Origin of the sequence: Billgrantia antri, from assembly GCF_017868935.1 — a bacterium.
In the GTDB taxonomy this organism is placed as follows: domain Bacteria; phylum Pseudomonadota; class Gammaproteobacteria; order Pseudomonadales; family Halomonadaceae; genus Halomonas; species Halomonas antri.
Genome location: NZ_CP053383.1, coordinates 2,593,609 through 2,609,400, shown reverse-complemented (window position 1 = coordinate 2,609,400; position 15,792 = coordinate 2,593,609). Strand labels below are relative to the sequence as shown.

9 protein-coding genes are annotated in these 15,792 nt (G+C 62.3%); 8 read left to right on the top strand and 1 reads right to left on the bottom strand.

Annotated features, from left to right (window positions below; all coding sequences use genetic code 11):
• Positions 1 to 76: 76 nt before the first annotated feature.
• A complete protein-coding gene (locus HNO53_RS12145) occupies positions 77 to 3,232 on the top strand; it encodes an ATP-binding protein (protein ID WP_209472391.1) in 3,156 nt (1,051 codons plus the stop codon).
• Here the strand turns inward: HNO53_RS12145 and HNO53_RS12140 are convergent.
• The gene (locus HNO53_RS12140) at positions 3,155 to 4,897 is read right to left on the bottom strand and encodes an FAD-dependent oxidoreductase (protein WP_209472389.1); all 1,743 of its coding nucleotides are present in this window, start codon (positions 4,895 to 4,897) and stop codon (positions 3,155 to 3,157) included. The genes HNO53_RS12145 and HNO53_RS12140 overlap by 78 nt on opposite strands.
• A gap of 236 nt (positions 4,898 to 5,133) precedes the next feature.
• Between HNO53_RS12140 and HNO53_RS12135 the strand changes: the two genes are divergently transcribed.
• From HNO53_RS12135 to HNO53_RS12105, 7 genes are all read left to right on the top strand, one after another.
• Positions 5,134 to 5,571 (top strand): VapA/VapB family virulence-associated protein, encoded by a 438-nt coding sequence (locus HNO53_RS12135; protein WP_209472387.1) that lies wholly within the window; start codon positions 5,134 to 5,136, stop codon positions 5,569 to 5,571.
• 150 nt (positions 5,572 to 5,721) lie between these two features.
• Complete coding sequence (locus tag HNO53_RS12130) at positions 5,722 to 6,528, top strand: Stf0 family sulfotransferase (protein WP_209472385.1); 807 nt, start codon at positions 5,722 to 5,724, stop codon at positions 6,526 to 6,528.
• A gap of 173 nt (positions 6,529 to 6,701) precedes the next feature.
• A complete protein-coding gene (locus tag HNO53_RS12125) occupies positions 6,702 to 7,733 on the top strand; it encodes a DNA glycosylase AlkZ-like family protein (RefSeq protein WP_209472383.1) in 1,032 nt (343 codons plus the stop codon).
• A gap of 260 nt (positions 7,734 to 7,993) precedes the next feature.
• Positions 7,994 to 10,180 carry a type VI secretion system Vgr family protein gene (locus HNO53_RS12120; RefSeq protein WP_209472380.1) on the top strand — a complete coding sequence of 729 codons (2,187 nt, stop codon included), beginning with the start codon at positions 7,994 to 7,996 and terminating at the stop codon, positions 10,178 to 10,180.
• Positions 10,177 to 13,575, top strand: coding sequence for a toxin VasX (locus HNO53_RS12115; RefSeq protein WP_209472378.1), 3,399 nt, complete (start codon positions 10,177 to 10,179; stop codon positions 13,573 to 13,575). The genes HNO53_RS12120 and HNO53_RS12115 overlap by 4 nt, the downstream gene beginning before the upstream one ends.
• A complete protein-coding gene (locus tag HNO53_RS12110) occupies positions 13,572 to 14,648 on the top strand; it encodes an MFS transporter (RefSeq protein ID WP_209472376.1) in 1,077 nt (358 codons plus the stop codon). The genes HNO53_RS12115 and HNO53_RS12110 overlap by 4 nt, the downstream gene beginning before the upstream one ends.
• Positions 14,645 to 15,721 (top strand): hypothetical protein, encoded by a 1,077-nt coding sequence (locus HNO53_RS12105; protein ID WP_209472374.1) that lies wholly within the window; start codon positions 14,645 to 14,647, stop codon positions 15,719 to 15,721. The genes HNO53_RS12110 and HNO53_RS12105 overlap by 4 nt, the downstream gene beginning before the upstream one ends.
• Positions 15,722 to 15,792 lie beyond the last annotated feature (71 nt).

Sequence of the window (15,792 nt, the reverse complement as noted above, 5' to 3'; positions counted from 1 at the left end):
CCCAAACGCACCTGAGTTCAGGCATTAGCGAACCATCCCCACTCATGCTCCGCCTACGCGGCCAAGGAACCCACCATTGATCATCCCCCAAGACGGACGCTTGCGGCTGGATCGTGAGCGCTTGAAGCAGCATCGCAAGCGGCTGGGCCTGAGTCAGGAGGCGCTGGCCGAGTACTGTTTTGATCGGCGCTTGTGCGTCTCCATCGCTTCCATCAAGCGGGCAGAGAGTGGCAAGGCGGTGCTGTATCGCACTGCGCGCCATCTGGCCGAGATCTACGAGGTCGAGGTCGAGGAGCTGTCGGCGGAGGCTGAGGAGGCCGCCGTTGTCGCTTCCGATATCGAGGAGATGGAGAGCGCTCGCGTGCTGATCCAGCTGCATGCCGTGGCGGCCGATCCGTCGGCGCTGGCGAGCTGGGTGCAGCATTTCGGCGGCAGCCTGGAGGAAGGGGGCACGGCGCTGTTCGGGCTGCCCCGGGCTTACCGCAGCGATGCGCAGCGCGGCTTGTTGTGTGCCGCCACTCTGGTGGAGCAGGGGGTGGCCCGTGGCGTGTATCTTCAGGCCGGCCACTGGCCTACGGCTGTGCCTCTTTCCATGTCGGCCGGGCGGAGCGGCGTGTGGGTCGAGCGTGGCGTGGCGGTGCAGTTGGCGGAGCGCTTCGTTTTCGATGACGAAGGCGGCGAGTGGCTGCGCTATCGCCAGCCCCGGGACGAGGCTCATGATGCTCGCTTCGAGCTGGTGGGGCGCCGGGTACAGCTGGGCCAGCTGCAAGCCATCCTGGAGAGCACCCAGGCCTACCAGGCCGGTCATCTAATCTATATCCGCGGTGTGGCGGGCATCGGCAAGACGCGCCTGAGCGCGGAGTTTGCCGAGATGGCCGCGGCCCATGCCGATCATCACCAGGCCGAGGTGCTGGATTTCGGTACCCGAGCTGATGAAGGCCCGCTGATGCAGCTCGCGCGTTCACTGCTGCAAACCTCCGCCGAGGCGAAAGCGGAAATTCTGGACGAGGCTCTCCTGCTGGCCCGTCTCTCGGCGCTGCGCCTGCCCATGGATCACGCCATGCTACTGCGTCCGCTGCTGGGCTTGCCTCAGCCGGAGGAGGCGCAGTCGCTCTATGCCGCCATGACCCCGGCTACCCGCAGCCAGCGCTTGGTGTTGGCACTGCGCGATCTGCTCCTGGCGCGCTCCATTCATCGCCCGCAGCTGGTGGTGGTGGAGGACCTGCACTGGGCCGACGAAGCGCTGCTCGCCACGCTCACCGGGCTGCTGCAGGGCACCCAGGAAGCGCCGGTGATCTGGCTGTTCACCTCGCGCGTGGAGCAGGACCCGCTGGAGACCCGCCTGCGCCCGCAGCTGCCGGAGCTGCCGCTCACGCTGATCGAGCTTCCGCCGCTGCGCCCCCAGGAGGCCGAGGCTCTGGTCGCCAGCTTCGGCACGGTGCCCGCCGAGCATGCCGCCCGCTGTGTGAGTCAGGCCCAGGGCAATCCGCTGTTTCTTACCCAACTGTTGCTGTTTCACCCCCAGCGCAGCCTGCCGGCCAGCCTCGCCAACCTGGTGCAGACCAAGTTGGATCAGCTCACCGATCTGGATCGTCGAGCCATGTGCATCGCCGCCGTTATGGGGCAGCGCTTCTCTCTGGCCTCGCTGCAGGAGGTTCTGGGGCAGGCCGATTATCAGCCCGAACTCCCCCAGCGCTACAGCCTGGTGCGCCCGCTGGAAGAGGACAGCTACCGCTTCGTGCACGACCTGATCCTGCAAGGCATCTACGAGGGGATTCCCAAGATTCAGCGCGACCGCCTGCACCTGCGCCTGGCCGCGCTTTACGGCGAGGCGGAGCCTGGCTTACGCGCGCGCCACCTGCACCGGGCGCGCTCGCTGGAGGCACCGAATGCCTTCCTGCAAGCGGTGGCGGCGGAAATGGCCCGCTATCGCCACGAGGAGGCCATGGCGCTGCTGAGGGACTGCCGCGCCATCGACTACGCGCCGAAGGATGAGTACCGCCTGATGCTGCTGCAGGGCCAGGTGGCGATGGCCACAGGGCAGGTCCAGGCGGCGCGGGAGCACTTCGAGGCGGCGCGCAGCTTCGCCCGGGAGGAGCGTCAGCGCATCACGGCCGATCTCTGGCTGGCCCGGGTGCTGAACATGCTCGATGCGCTGGCGGCGGAGGAGGCGATACTCGATGGCCTGCTGCCCCTGGCCGAAATGCTGGAGGATCCCTTGCCCCTGGCCGAGGCGCTCTATCTCAAGGGCAATCTCTATTTCCCCCGGGGCGACTTTGCCACCAGCCGCGCCTATCACACCCGCGCCCTGGAGCAGGCCCGCCGTGGCGGCGACGTGCGCACCGAGATCCAGGCCCTGAGCGGGCTGGGCGATGCCCACTATGCCCAGGGGCAGATGCGCAGCACCCTCGAGCTGTTCGATCACTGCGTCACGCTGTGCCGAACCCATGGTCACGCCGATCTGGAGGCCTCAAACCTGTTCATGCTGGGTACCGCCCGCATCTATGCCAACCAGACCGAAGCGGCGCTGGCCGACTGTTTCGATGCCGCCGAGCTGGGCAAGCGGGTCGGCAACCGGCGTGCCGAGGTGGTGGCGCGGCTCACGGCAGGGTGGATTCTGCTCTCCCAGGGCGAGCCTTATGCGGCGGACGAGCAGATCGAGCAGGCGCTGACGGTGGCGCGCGGCCTGGGCTCATGGCGCTTCGAAGCCTTTCTACTGGAGAGTCGCGCACGGGTCGAGCTGATCACCGGGCAGCTGGCAGAAGCCCGAGTCAGCATCGAGCGCGCCTGGCAACTGGTGGAGCAGCATGGGATGCAGGCCTTTATCGGCCCCTGGGTGCTGGGCACCCGGGCGTTGCTGGATGAGGAGCCGGAAGCCCGCCTGGCGACGCTACAAGAGGGCGAAGCGCTGCTGGATGCCGGCTGCGTGGGGCACAACGGCTATCGCTTCCTGGTCACGGCGGCGGAGGTCAGCCTGCTCGACGGGCGCCCCGAAGCGGCCCGCCACTACGCCCGGCGCCTGACTCAACTGATGGGGGCGGAGCCCTGTGCCTGGGGTGAGCACCATCGCGCTCTGATCGAGGCCCACGCCGATTGGCTGGAGAGCGGTCAGCCGGACGACGAGAAGGGCGGCGAGGCGCACGCCCTGGAAGCCTTACGAGCGTGCTGGCACCGAGGCGAAGCCGCCGGCCTGGTGATGACGTTGCCCCGCCTGGCTGCCAGTCGGCACTAGCCGCAGGACTTTCTCATCCCGGCGCTCCGCCGTGCCCAGCAGCAGCTCGACCAGATGCTCCGATTGCTCCAGGCACTGCTCCTGCAGGCCGGCACCGCGGGTCCAGCCGCCGGCGAACAGCAGCGGGCACCCTTCCTGGCTATCGAGGCGCTTGCGGGCGGTGGTCTGGTTGTAGCGCTCTATCTCCGCCTGCGCCTCCAGGCAGTTGGCATCCAGCACGTTGTGCTTGAACAGGGTCCAGGCCTTGGCTTCCAGGGCGGGGTCCAGCGGCGGCAGTCGGTCACGGTAGCCGGCTTCGTCGGGTGCGTTGGCCTCCAGCACTACCGGCTCGTCCAGGGGAGAGGACTGCCGCTCGAGCATCTCGCTACGGGGAATGCGGTTGAGATCATCCACCAGGGAGACGAAATACTGCGGCAGGCCCGCCTGATTGTAGGCGGGGTTCTCGGCATCGTTCTGATGGCGATTCGCCACGTAGTCGATGCGGTAGGGGAAGAAGGTGTCCTCGCGGTTACGCACTTCGATATTGTAGGTGCGCCACAGGTTGCGATTGGGAGGCAGTCGGGCGGCGGCGGTGTGGCAGACGCTGAAGCTGCGGGTGTAGCGCACCTTGCCGAGGATATGCTGCAGCTCCCGCTGGGTGTCGCTCAGGCCGTCGCCGAAGGTCAGCAGCGGCAGGGCGTCTTCGGCGTGGGTGGCCATGAACAGCAGGTCGGCCTCCCAGCGGCTTTTGCCGGGGGCACGCTCCGTCAGCGTCACGCCCTGGGTCGTGAGCTTTGCCTCCACCTCGATGCCGCGCAGGATCTCGACTCTTGGGCCCGGCGTATTGGGGTTGACGATATGCGCGGCCAGGGCCTCCAGCCAGTGCTGGGCGCCGTGCTCGAAGTAGCGGCGGTCCGGCGGTGAGCCGCCCTCCTGGATGCGGTAGTACTCGAAGGGTGCCTGGAGCGGCATGCCACCCGGGCCGCGATCGTCGGCGAAGTACATGGCCGAGATGCGGGGGTAGTAGATGGTGTGGCGGATACGCTCCAGCCGGGCCGGCAGCTCGGGGTCGTGCCAGTCGATGGTGACGTGCAGTTGATCCGCCGCGGCGGCCAGCATCTCGGCGGGCGTGGCCACGCAGGCATCGAAGAAGTCGTCCACCGTATAGCGCGGCGTAACGCGATGATTCTCCACCAAAGCGATGGCGCTTTGGTGAACCACGGGGATCAGCAGTGCCAGCCGGCCTCCATCGACCTTGCATAGCTCATGGGCCGGATCGCTGACGCCACGGAACAGCTCCTTGTCGTCGGTGAGGGCGATGCTGCCGTCGCGGCTGAAATAGCTCTCGGTGTTCTCCAGCGGCTTCATGCGCTCCAGCTCGCCGATCTCGCCGAGTATCGTGCGCAGGCGGCGGTAGGTCGCCAGGTTGACGTCATTGACGCCCAGGTCGGCCCAGCGGCGGTAGGGCGAGTCGGGCTTCCCTGGATGGCGCCGCATGCCCAGGTCGACCCACACCGTCTCGGCGTTACCGCCCAGGGTCGCCTTGCGTTCGAAGATCGTGACCTCGATCTGCCGGGTCGTCTCGCTGCCGAGCTTCTGGCAGCCGAGTTTTTGCAGATAGTAGGCCAGCGACAGGCCGGAAACCCCGCCGCCGATGATGGCAACCCGTAGCGGTGCATGGTCCATGGTGACGCCCCCCAGTCGTTGTTTTCCTAAGAATCCACCAGGAGGATGTCGCATCCAAGAGGCTCAGCAGAGGTGATACCGAAGTGATCCGTTGCGCTTGGCAGCGCTGATACCGGCGTTCGTAGTGATACCGAGGTGATGCGGTCGGTATGAGTTTTCTCAACTGGAATGCTTAGGGCAGTAAGCCGGTCGGGTTCCGACCGCCAATTCCAGAACAACGCACGAGGTATCGACCGATGAACGCTCCGCAAACCATCGACAAGCAGCTGATCGCCCACGACTTCCGTGTCGCCATGCATGGCAAGCTCGAGCCCGAGAAGATCGACGAGGCCGCCCAGGCATTGGCCGCCTCCCAGAAGGCCTACCCTGCCAATGGTAGCGTCGCCAGCATGATCTTCTACCTGAAGTTCCAGGTGAATATCACCGATGGCAAGACCTTCGACGGCCATGCCGGCGGCGCCTCTTCACCGGGCGGCGGCGCACTCTTCGGGCATGTCTACACCGACGATCTCGACCGGCTCTACCGCGATACCGTGAGCTTCGAGTTCCAGGCCACCCCGGTCTACCTGAGCATCCTGTTCTTCGACAGCCACAGCAACCTGCTGGGCCACTTCCAGTCGGGGGCAGTTTCCATCGTCATCGGCGTCGGCGGAGGCAAGGGTAGCTGGAGCTGAGCGGATACTCGGGCTTCAGCTGGTAACATCCGGGGGCGCTTCGGCGCCCCCTGTTCATTTAATGGGAATCACTAGGTAAGAAGCGAATTACCATCCATACTGCGGGTTGGGGCAGTGGCAGCTGTCTGTCTTGCATATGGAGGTAATCCAATGCATTTATATGAAGAACAATTTTCAGAAAGTCATGATTTTCCAAGAGTGCAAAGTCCCTCCAAGGTGTTGGTTATCGCCTCGACGGGAAGGTCTGGCAGCCATATGCTTGGGCATGCACTCCATGAAACGCACAGGTTTGGTTTTCCATTGGAATACGCGAACCCTGCAAATCTTTCGGAATGGAAAAGACGGCTAGACATAGATGACTTGCAGGGGGTCATGGCGGAAATTAAGCGGCGAAGGACATCGCCTAACGGTGTGTTTGGGATAAAGCTTCATTACCCACACATCAAGCTATTTGGTGGTTTCGATAATGTGATCAAATGCTTTCCAGACGCCTATTATATTCTCTTGTCGAGAAAAAATTTGCTGAAACAAGCCGTGTCGTTGTCGATAGCTAGCCAAACGGGAGTATGGATTTCCGGCCAAAAAGCGGTAAATGACAATCCGCAGTATGATTTCGCTCACATTGACAAGTGCCTTCGTGAGACCATTTTGAACAATGCCTCATGGAGGTATACGTTAGCGGCTAATGGTTGTAACTACATCGAGATGGACTTTGATCATGTTCGTCATGATCTCGACCAGGCGATAAATGATATAGCAAGATTTATGGGCATAGAGATCGATCCGGCTGACATACCCCGCGCACCAGTCACAAAAAAGCAGAGTAACCTTAGAAACGCAGAATGGGAGAAAAGATTTATCTCCGATTTCAATGCGTCGGGCGTACTTTTGAGCAATGCAGGACCAAGCATCCTTAAGAGAGTTGAGAGCAAGGTCAAACGGATGCTATATGAATAACGGAGTGCTTCGCTACACACTGGGCAGTTTTTTCTTCACTGGTTACCGTGCGCCTCGAATACGTCAACGCAATTTCTGACATGGGTTATGATCATCGTATGCCGACTACGATCACCCTGGACCATCTTCGCCGGTACGCTATCACGCGCAGTCTGTTCAAGCCGAGAGCCTTGATGCGTGCCGTCACAAAGCTGGGCTTCGTCCAGTTCGACCCGATACGTGCCCCCGCACGGGCTCAGGACCTGACGCTGCGCCATCGTGTTACCGACTACCGAGCCGGCGATCTGGAAGCGCGTTACCCGCGTCTGGCCGTCGAGGAGGATTTTTTTGTCAACTACGGCATTCTGCCGCGTGCCACGCAATGCCTGATGCACCCACGGACGGCGCGCACCGAGTGGCCGTCCTCGCGCTGGGCGCAGGCATGGGCCGTGCTGGAGTTCGTGCAAAGCCGTGGTGTGGTTCACCCACGCGAGGTGGACGCCGCCTTCGAGCATGGTGCGACCAGGAATTGGTTCGGCGGCAACAGCCGGGCCAGTACCCAGCTCCTGGACGGCATGCATTACCGCGGTCTGCTGCGTGTGGCGCGGCGCGAAGGTGGAATACGTCTGTACGCACCGCAGCTTGCCCATGAACGTGACTGCCCGGCGGACCCTGACGCTACCCTGGATGCGCTGATTGACGTGGCAGTGGCGAAGTACGCGCCATTACCTGCGGCCACTCTCAGGCGCCTCGTCACTTGGGTGGGTTCTGCGGCGGCGCCACAGTGGCGCGAGGGTCGCCGCAATGCACTGGCACGTACCAAGGCGCGGCTACCTCAGGCCACGGTAGACGGCTGCCGCTGGTACTGGCCGGCCGGCGAGAATCCTGGTAGTCGACGCTTCGCACACGACGCTGTGCTGGACGAATGCCTTCGCCTGCTGGCGCCGTTCGACCCGGTAGTCTGGGACCGCGAACGCTTCGAGCGCTTTTGGGGCTGGGCCTATCGCTTCGAGGCCTATACGCCGCCAGCGCAGCGGGTGCGTGGCTACTACGCGCTACCCATGCTGTGGCGCGGTCAGGTCATTGGCTGGGCCAATGCCGCCGTGCGCGACGGACAGTTGCAGTTGCAGCCGGGCTATGTGAGCGGACATGCCCCTAGGGATGCGGCGTTCGAGCCCGCGTTGGAAGAAGAACGGGCGCGCTTCGAACGGTTTCTCGGGCTGTAAGCGCTTCGGCGACGGGCTGAGCGTCGGGTCTTGGGCTGACTAACATCTCCAGAGCCCCCGAGCCTCATCAGGCTCGGGGGCTTTTCGTTTCCGAGTTAGTGGGGGGCAGGCTGTCAGCCTCCTTTGTAAGTCTTTTCCTACACGTTTATCGGCGATGTGCCACAGATGCCCGCCGCTGCGCTTGGTATCCTCTCTGCGCGAGAAATTGCGATTCCCCTAATGGATTAATAAGAGCAATACCTTTCACGCAGGGAGGCACCATGGCCGACGCAAGCGGATGGCAATTCACCCTGGCCCTGGCCGGGGCCGACGACCTGGCGGTCATCGAATTCACGCACAAGGAAGCGCTGTCCCAGCCCTTCGAACTGACGGTGCGCTTCGCCAGCCGCGACGGCAGCCTCTCCGCCAGCGATATCCTCGACCGTGAGGCCACCCTGACGATCTGGCAGGAGGGCGAGGCGCTGCGCCGCGTCCACGGCATCGTCAGCGAGTTCGCCCGCGGCGATCGTGGCCACCGCCGCACCTTCTATCGCGTGACGGTCCAGCCCGCGCTGTGGCGCCTCTCGCTGCGGCAGAACTCGCGCATCTTCCAGGAAGTCTCGCCGCTCACGGTGCTCAACACCCTGTGCGACGAACACGACCTCACCGACATCGCCTTTGCCGCCACCCGGGAACCCGAGCCCCGCGAGTACTGCGTGCAGTACCGCGAGACCGATCTCGCCTTCGTCCAGCGCCTGGCCGCCGAAGAGGGCCTGTTCTACTTCCACGAGTTTTTCGAAACAGGCTCAGAAACCGGCGGTGAGACACCCAGCGCCGCCCATCGCCTGGTCTTCGCCGACGCCCCCCAGGTGCTCACCCACCTGGGCAGCCGCAGCTACCACAGCCGCGCCGGGGGCACGCCGCCGCGCCGCTACGTGCGCAAGCTGCAGCAGCACGCCCGTGTCGCCCCGGCCTCGACCACGCTCAAGGACTACTCCTTCAAGCGCCCGGCCTACGGTCAGTTGCACGACCACCTCGCCGACGGGCTGGAAGAACACGCGCAAAGGGTCGACTACGAACACTACGACTACCCCGGGCGCTACAAGGCCGACGCCTCCGGCCAGGCCTTCACCCGCATCCGCCTCGAATCCCTGCGCCGCAGCGCCAACATCGCCGACGCCGAGAGCGACCTGCCCGAGCTTGCCCCGGGGCTGCGCTTCACCCTGACCGACCACGACCTCGACGAACTCAACCAGGACTGGCAGGTGCTCGGCGTGGTGCACCACGGCAAGCAGCCCCAGGCCCTGGAAGAGGACGGCATCGTTCAAGACCATGACGGGGGCAGCGCTGCCAGCCTGCAGGGTCGGGCAGGCTCGGAAGCCATGACCACGTACCACAACGACCTCGTGCTCATGCCCGCCGACCTGGCCTGGCGCCCCGAGCCCAACCCTCGGCCCCGCGTCGACGGCCCCCAGGTCGCCTTCGTCGTCGGCCCCGAAGGCGAGGAGATCCACTGCGACGAGCATGGCCGGGTCAAGGTGCAGTTCCCCTGGGATCGCTACGCCGAGCCCAACGAAACCGCCAGTGCTTGGCTCCGAGTCAGCCAGGACTGGGCCGGCGGTGGCTACGGCAGCATGGCGATTCCGCGGATCGGCCACGAGGTGATCGTCAGCTATCTCGAAGGCGACCCCGACCAGCCGCTGATCACCGGGCGGGTCTACAATGCCGTCAACACGCCGCCCTATGCGTTGCCCGAGAACAAGACCCGTACCGTTATCCGCACCCAGAGTCACCAGGCCGAAGGCTTCAACGAGCTGCGCCTGGAAGACCAGGCCGGCCAGGAACAGATCTGGCTGCACGCCCAGAAAGACCTGGAGCTGCTGACTAACAACGACCGCACCGAAGAGATCGGCAACGACAGCCACCTCACCGTGCACCATAACCGCATCAGCGAGATCCACGGCAACGACCACCTCACCGTGCACGGCCAGCGCCACCTCCAGGTCGACGGCGACGACCACCTCATCGTCGGCGCCACCCGCCACGACAAGACCGCTCGCGCCCAGCTCGTCGAAGCCGGCCAGGAAGTGCACCACAAGGCCGGCAGCAAGACCGTGATCGACGCCGGCGCCGAGATCACCCTCAAGGCCGGCGGCAGCTTCCTCAAGCTCGACCCCAGCGGCATCACCATCGTCGGTGCCCAGGTCAGGATCAACTCCGGTGGCAGCCCGGGTTCGGGAAGTGGGCAGGGAGCGTTGGCGCCTGAATTGCCTCGGCGTGCTGAGGGAGAAGAGCATTCTCGTATCGCCTTCACGGGCAACGGGCCCAGTCAGCAGGCCCAACTGGTTGAGGCGGAAGAGCTCGGCGAGCGTGAGTTTCTCGTCGACGTCACCAGCGGTAGCCAGGACGGTCAGCAGGTTCGTCTGCGCAAGGGGCGGGCTCGGACGAATGGAGGGCAGAACGGATGAGCGAAGGCGATCTCAAGGAACTGCAGGACGAAAACGTCGATCTGGGCGTTCGGCGCCGTGTCGAGTACGAAGACGAGGAAGACGGCACCCTGGCACTGGTCATTCCCAAGCGGGAAGGCGGCGGCGAGATCGAGATACCGCTGCTGGAGCATGCCAGAACCGTTTTCGAGCGCACCGATGGCAGCCTGCAGGACAACACCATGCTGGCCGTTCGCCCCCTGGCGGAAGTCGGGCGCAATCGCCCCGTTCAGCGGAGTGGGGTAACGACCAATACCGGTATCGCGACTGCCATGCTGCGCCCGGGATATCTTTACGTGTTCTTCGATAACCGCCTGTGGCGCGAACTCGAGGTCGGCCCTGATGGCAAGCTCAGCGATGTGGACGTCGAACACTATCGCGAGCAGGCCGAGGGCGGCGATACCCCCAACGAGCGCGACAGCGCAGGTGAATGGCTCGATAACATCCTGCTGCCTGCGATGCTGCAAGGACAGGCCACTTTGCACCGAGTGCGTCTCGCCTACAGCGAGATCGCCTGGAGCTGGCCCTACATCACCTGGCTCGAAGCCAATCCCGGCCGACTCGAGGCGCGCACCACACCCGTAGGGCACGCCCATGCCGTGATTCTCGATATGGAAGGCTGGCTCTCCATGCAGACTGGCTTTCCTGCCGGGCGCGTATCTGACCAGCCGGAACTGCGCGAGCGTGATCTCGGTATCGAACTGATGCTACAGGCGCCGGAGTCCTTCACTCCCGACTTTACCGCGCCGGGCGACGATGAACTGTGCGCCAAGCTCAAGAGCTTGTGGGAGCAGGCCGGGGAAACCGATCGAGCCGCCACCCTGACGCTGGAGTGTGAGGGCGGTGAAGACCTGTTGGCAGCTATACGGGCTAACGAAGGTATCGTTGCCGTGGCACTGCCGGACCCCTTGTTTACGCTGCGCCATGCCCTGGCACAGATCCACCTCGCCGAACATTATCTGGACGGCCTCGACAGTCGGCTGGCCGACAATCCCTTGGGGCATTCGGCCAAGCTGATTCGTCAGGCACTCTTCACCGCGCCGAGCGGTGGCGGAGCGAATCCTCTCGCCGAGTTCCGTGGTGCCATCGACCCGGCCAAGCTCGATGCCACCCTGGAGCAGGCCGAACGTAACGCCGCGCTTGCGGTAGTGCGCACACAGCTCGACGCCCTCGAGCGGCTTGCCAGCCAGGGCCAGCTCACCGCCGTGCTGCGTGATTTCACCAGCCACGATGAACTGGGCATCTGCGAAGGCTATGCGCTGTGTGGCGACTTGTTCGGTGTGCTGCAGCAGCTTCCCGGTGTGCTCCTGGACCAGGGCGACACCCGCCAGGAGGCCCGTACCCGGCAACTGGTCAAGACGCTGCTGACCGACCGGGAGTTGCAAGCGCTTTGGAGTGCCGACGAGAACGTGGCCACCGATGAATCGGCTGATGAGGACACCAATGATGGCAGTGGCAATTTCCGGCCTGCCTTCCTGCGCCGGCTTGCCCAGGATGACCGCGACATCGACGAGGCCCTAGCCGCGAGCCTGGGACTGGAGACCCTGGGGCTGGTTGCCCAAAACCAGTCCGAGCAGGAACAAACCCAGCAGGCCGGTGTGCTCAGCGTGGCCAACGCCATCAAGGTGGGAGGCTTGGTCAACACGGTAGTGGGGCAGTGGAGCCAGGCCGTGCTGCGGGTCGCGGAACGGGTCGGCGACGACGTGGAAGTGGTTCACATGCGCCGTGTGTTCACCGCCGTTGGTGCCCATGCCAACCTGATCGACGGCAACTTGAGGGGCGAGCTTCAGGTCATGCACCGCGGCGACGTCGACCTGAGTCGCTACGTCATCATCGGCGTGCATGGGGATGGCATCGAATGGGGCCTGACCGAGCGCGACCGTACCAGTGGTGTGCTCCAGACCCAGCGAGACTACCTCTATGCTGAGCAGATCGACCCCAGGGGCAATATACAAACCTCGACCAGCCCGAAGCGCATGAGCGCAGAAGTCGACGATGCCATCCGCCAGGTAGCGGGGCATACTCTGGTGTACGTGCTCCCCGCCGGCCACCCCGAAGCGGCGAAAGTGGCGCAACTGCGTCTGGCCAAAGTCGCCGGGCAGGTGAAGGTGGTGATAGATGGCCCGGCGGTGTCGAGACTGCTGGTGGGGTTTGCGATATATAATCTTGGTAAAGAAATCTCTAGCGCTGCGAAAGCATATCAAGATGGCATGCTTGAAGGGCTTCAGGTTTCTAAGGTAGTGAGTGGTTTAGTTGATCTTAGTGCTGCCTCAATGAAGTTGCATTCTGTATTATATCCGGAACCAGTTTCAGTAATGGGTCGTATTGTTCAAAGGCCATTGGTTGATATGAAGAACTGGCCTGTTGTTGGTAAAAGGCTGGCTAAAGTAGGAGCCTCTACACTGGTACGTACTATTGGGCTATTTAACTTCTTCGCTGGTGTAATAACGGTGGGAGTTAGCAGTTGGGAGTTGCGCAATAGCTTGCAGCAAGGGGATCGAGATGCAGCTATCGGCCATGGTGTGGCGATTGCAGGAGGAGCGCTGTTTCTTGCCGCTCCGCTAATGGCAGGCCTGGTAATGATTCCCGGCTGGGGCTGGGCACTGCTGGGCCTGGGGTTGGCTATCGGCGGATCCAGCTATGCCGCCATGAACCAGGACACCCCATTCGAGCAACTGCTTAAGCAAGGCCCCCTAGGTACCCATCCTGCGAGTACAGTGACATCGGCCGACGATATTGTTTACTACCCGCAGCTGTTGACGCAGCTGAGCCCGGCCCAAATCGAAGTGACGCGCTACGGCAGTCTGGATACCGAAGAGCGGCAGGCACTGCTAGAAAGCGTATGGGAATCCACCACGGATACCCCTAGCAGCCGCGACTATGTGGTAACAGTCAGCACGCCGCTGATCAGCCGCTACAAGATTGGCGAGACATTGAACTTGGCCGTGCAGGAGCTGGAGCAGACTGATACAGGCACCACCACCCCGCTTGGAACCTATGCACAGCTCTCATCCATCACCCGAACGCCGGAGCCGTTCGAAATCGGCAAGCGCCAATTGCTGCCGCAGCAAAGTGCGGTACGCTTTCTGGTCAAGCGCAAGGTGGCGGAGGAGAGCTTCCAGATGGTTGGCACCAGCGTAACCTCCACGGCCCGCCTGCGTGTCGCGCTGCAGGCGAGAATCGAGTGGGAGCTGGGCGAGATGGTATTGCCCACTCCAATGCTGAAAGAGTACGAGCCCTTTGTTGAAGGCCAGCATGATGCACTGCCGGCTCGGTCGTATCGCACGGTTAACAACCCAATCGCCGACTTCATTAGATCCTTTACGGGGCACTCTCAGGACCCCCGATACTGGTACATCAAGGAATTTCAGGTATGAAAGAGGCAAGCTCCTCCCCTTATGGCCCCGGCGCTTACCGCGCCGGGGCCATACCTTCCATGCCAGCGTCGCCGAAGAAGCGCGAGCGGATTGGTGAGGAGCTGCTGCCCTTTGGCGACTATGCTGGTCTCGATCCCTACCAGCAGCTCTGCGAGGATGCCGAGTTCGTTCAGCACTTGGATCGTGAGGACAAGGCGTTCTTCAAAACGGATGACTGGTGGTGGGATCACCAGCGCATTCGTTTTCTAAAAAGCAAGCTAGGACTTTCTGTCTTATTGATGGCCTTTCCCTTTTTTTATTTCTGTCTTTTGGTTTCAGGTCCATTTTATCTTTCGGGATTAATTGTTTTTTATATGCAGGAGCGTGGTTATAGTGTTGTGCTGGCCATGTTTTTGTTTTTGCTGGTAGCAGGAGGTGGGCTGGTATTCGCTATCGTGATGGCGGCATATACAACTCAACCTGTATTTAATTGGCTGATCAAGTTTTTTGCATGGATTTTACGTCCCTTGAGTCGATGGTCTGCCAATCGAGCTAACCGCTATATGGAAAACCGCTGCAGCGAATTCAACCGCCAAACCGGAATGGTGAGCTTCGCCCAAGGCAAGAAGAAACCGCCGCTGAAGGCGCCTTTCGTCGAGTTCGATGGCTATGTGGAGCGCGTGGTACAGCGGGGCGGTGTCTTCTATCGGCTGATGTTCGTGCATCGTTATACCGGCAAGCAGTTTAGCCAGACCTCACTCAGCGCCATCGTCGATCACAAGCACGAGGTACACGCCACGTGGGACATGCTGCAGCGCTACATGGACGTGAGCCAGCCCATGCCGGACGTGCCGCGCCTGGAGCCTTTCCGCCACCTCGACCCCACCACTGCCGAGCATGATCGGCAAACCGGGCGTAACCCGCGCTACTGGCGCGACCTGGATCTGGAGGCATGGAAGGCAGGCGAGGGCGCCGCTCACCTCAAGGCGCAGATCGAGTACCCCTGGTCCCGCCAGCGCTGCCAGCTCACCCCGCAGCTCGGCAAGGTGGAGATGGCTACCTACCGGGAGCAGCGGGAGGCCGCAGTGGCATGATCGGGGCAAGCTCCTCCTATTATGGCCCCGGTGCCTACCGGACTGGGGCCATTCCTCCCATACCAGCATCGCCGAAGAGGCGGGAGCGTATTGGTGAGGAGTTGCTACCCTTCGGCAACTACGCCGGCATCGATCCCTATCAGCAACTCTGTGAGGATGCTGAGTTCGTTCAACTTCAAGATCGCCAGGATAAAGCGTTCTACGAGACGGACGATTGGTGGTGGGATCATCAGCGCATTCGTTTTTTGAAAAGTCAATTAGGATTTACACTCCTGTTGGTGGCATTTCCATTCTTTTATTTTTGCATATTAGTGGCAATTCCTTCTTATCTTTCTTTCGTTTTCCTTTCTTATGCTCAGAGCCAAGAATATAATTCGGTAGTTGCTGTTCTTACTTCTTTCGCAATGCTAGGAGGGGGGCTTTTGGGTGCCACTGTAGTGGGTGCGTATACTTGCCAAACCGTCATGAATTCACTCTTTAGTTTTGGAAGTGCTTTGCTAAAGCCATTCAGAAAAAAACTTTCACGTCGCGCAAACCAGTATATGGAAAATCGCTGCAGCGAGTTCAACCGCCAAACCGGGATGGTGAGCTTCGCCCAAGGCAAGAACAAGCCACCGCTGAAGGCGCCATTCGTCGAGTTCGATGGTTATGTGGAGCGGGTGGTGCAGCGTGGCGGTATCTTCTATCGGCTGATGTTCGTGCATCGCTATACCGGCAAGCAATTCAGCCAGACCTCACTCAGCGCTATCGTCGACCACAAGCACGAGGTGCACGCCACGTGGGACATGCTGCAGCGTTACATGGACGTGAGCCAGCCGATGCCGGACGTGCCGCGCCTGGAGCCTTTCCGCCATCTTGACCCCACCACTGCCGAACACGACCGGCAAACCGGGCGCGATCCACGCTACTGGCGCGACCTGGATCTGGAAGCCTGGAAGGCAGGTGAGGGCGCCGCTCACCTCAAGGCGCAGATCGAGTATCCCTGGCCCCGCCAGCGCTGCCAGCTCACCCCGAAGCTCGGTAAGGTGGAGATGGCTGTTTACCGAGAGCGGCAGGAGGCCGCGGCGGCGTGAGGGAAGCGGTTACTACTTACTATTGAGCCCGGTTTAACTGGGATCATCCCACGGCAAGAAAGAAAATGGAT

Bases quoted from the DNA above. Each gene is read 5' to 3' on its own strand.
- HNO53_RS12140 (WP_209472389.1), bottom strand. From the start codon at position 4,897: ATGGACCATGCACCGCTACGGGTTGCCATCATCGGCGGCGGGGTTTCC.
- HNO53_RS12135 (WP_209472387.1), top strand. From the start codon at position 5,134: ATGAACGCTCCGCAAACCATCGACAAGCAGCTGATCGCCCACGACTTC.
- HNO53_RS12130 (WP_209472385.1), top strand. From the start codon at position 5,722: ATGCATTTATATGAAGAACAATTTTCAGAAAGTCATGATTTTCCAAGA.
- HNO53_RS12125 (WP_209472383.1), top strand. From the start codon at position 6,702: ATGCGTGCCGTCACAAAGCTGGGCTTCGTCCAGTTCGACCCGATACGT.
- HNO53_RS12120 (WP_209472380.1), top strand. From the start codon at position 7,994: ATGGCCGACGCAAGCGGATGGCAATTCACCCTGGCCCTGGCCGGGGCC.
- HNO53_RS12115 (WP_209472378.1), top strand. From the start codon at position 10,177: ATGAGCGAAGGCGATCTCAAGGAACTGCAGGACGAAAACGTCGATCTG.
- HNO53_RS12110 (WP_209472376.1), top strand. From the start codon at position 13,572: ATGAAAGAGGCAAGCTCCTCCCCTTATGGCCCCGGCGCTTACCGCGCC.
- HNO53_RS12105 (WP_209472374.1), top strand. From the start codon at position 14,645: ATGATCGGGGCAAGCTCCTCCTATTATGGCCCCGGTGCCTACCGGACT.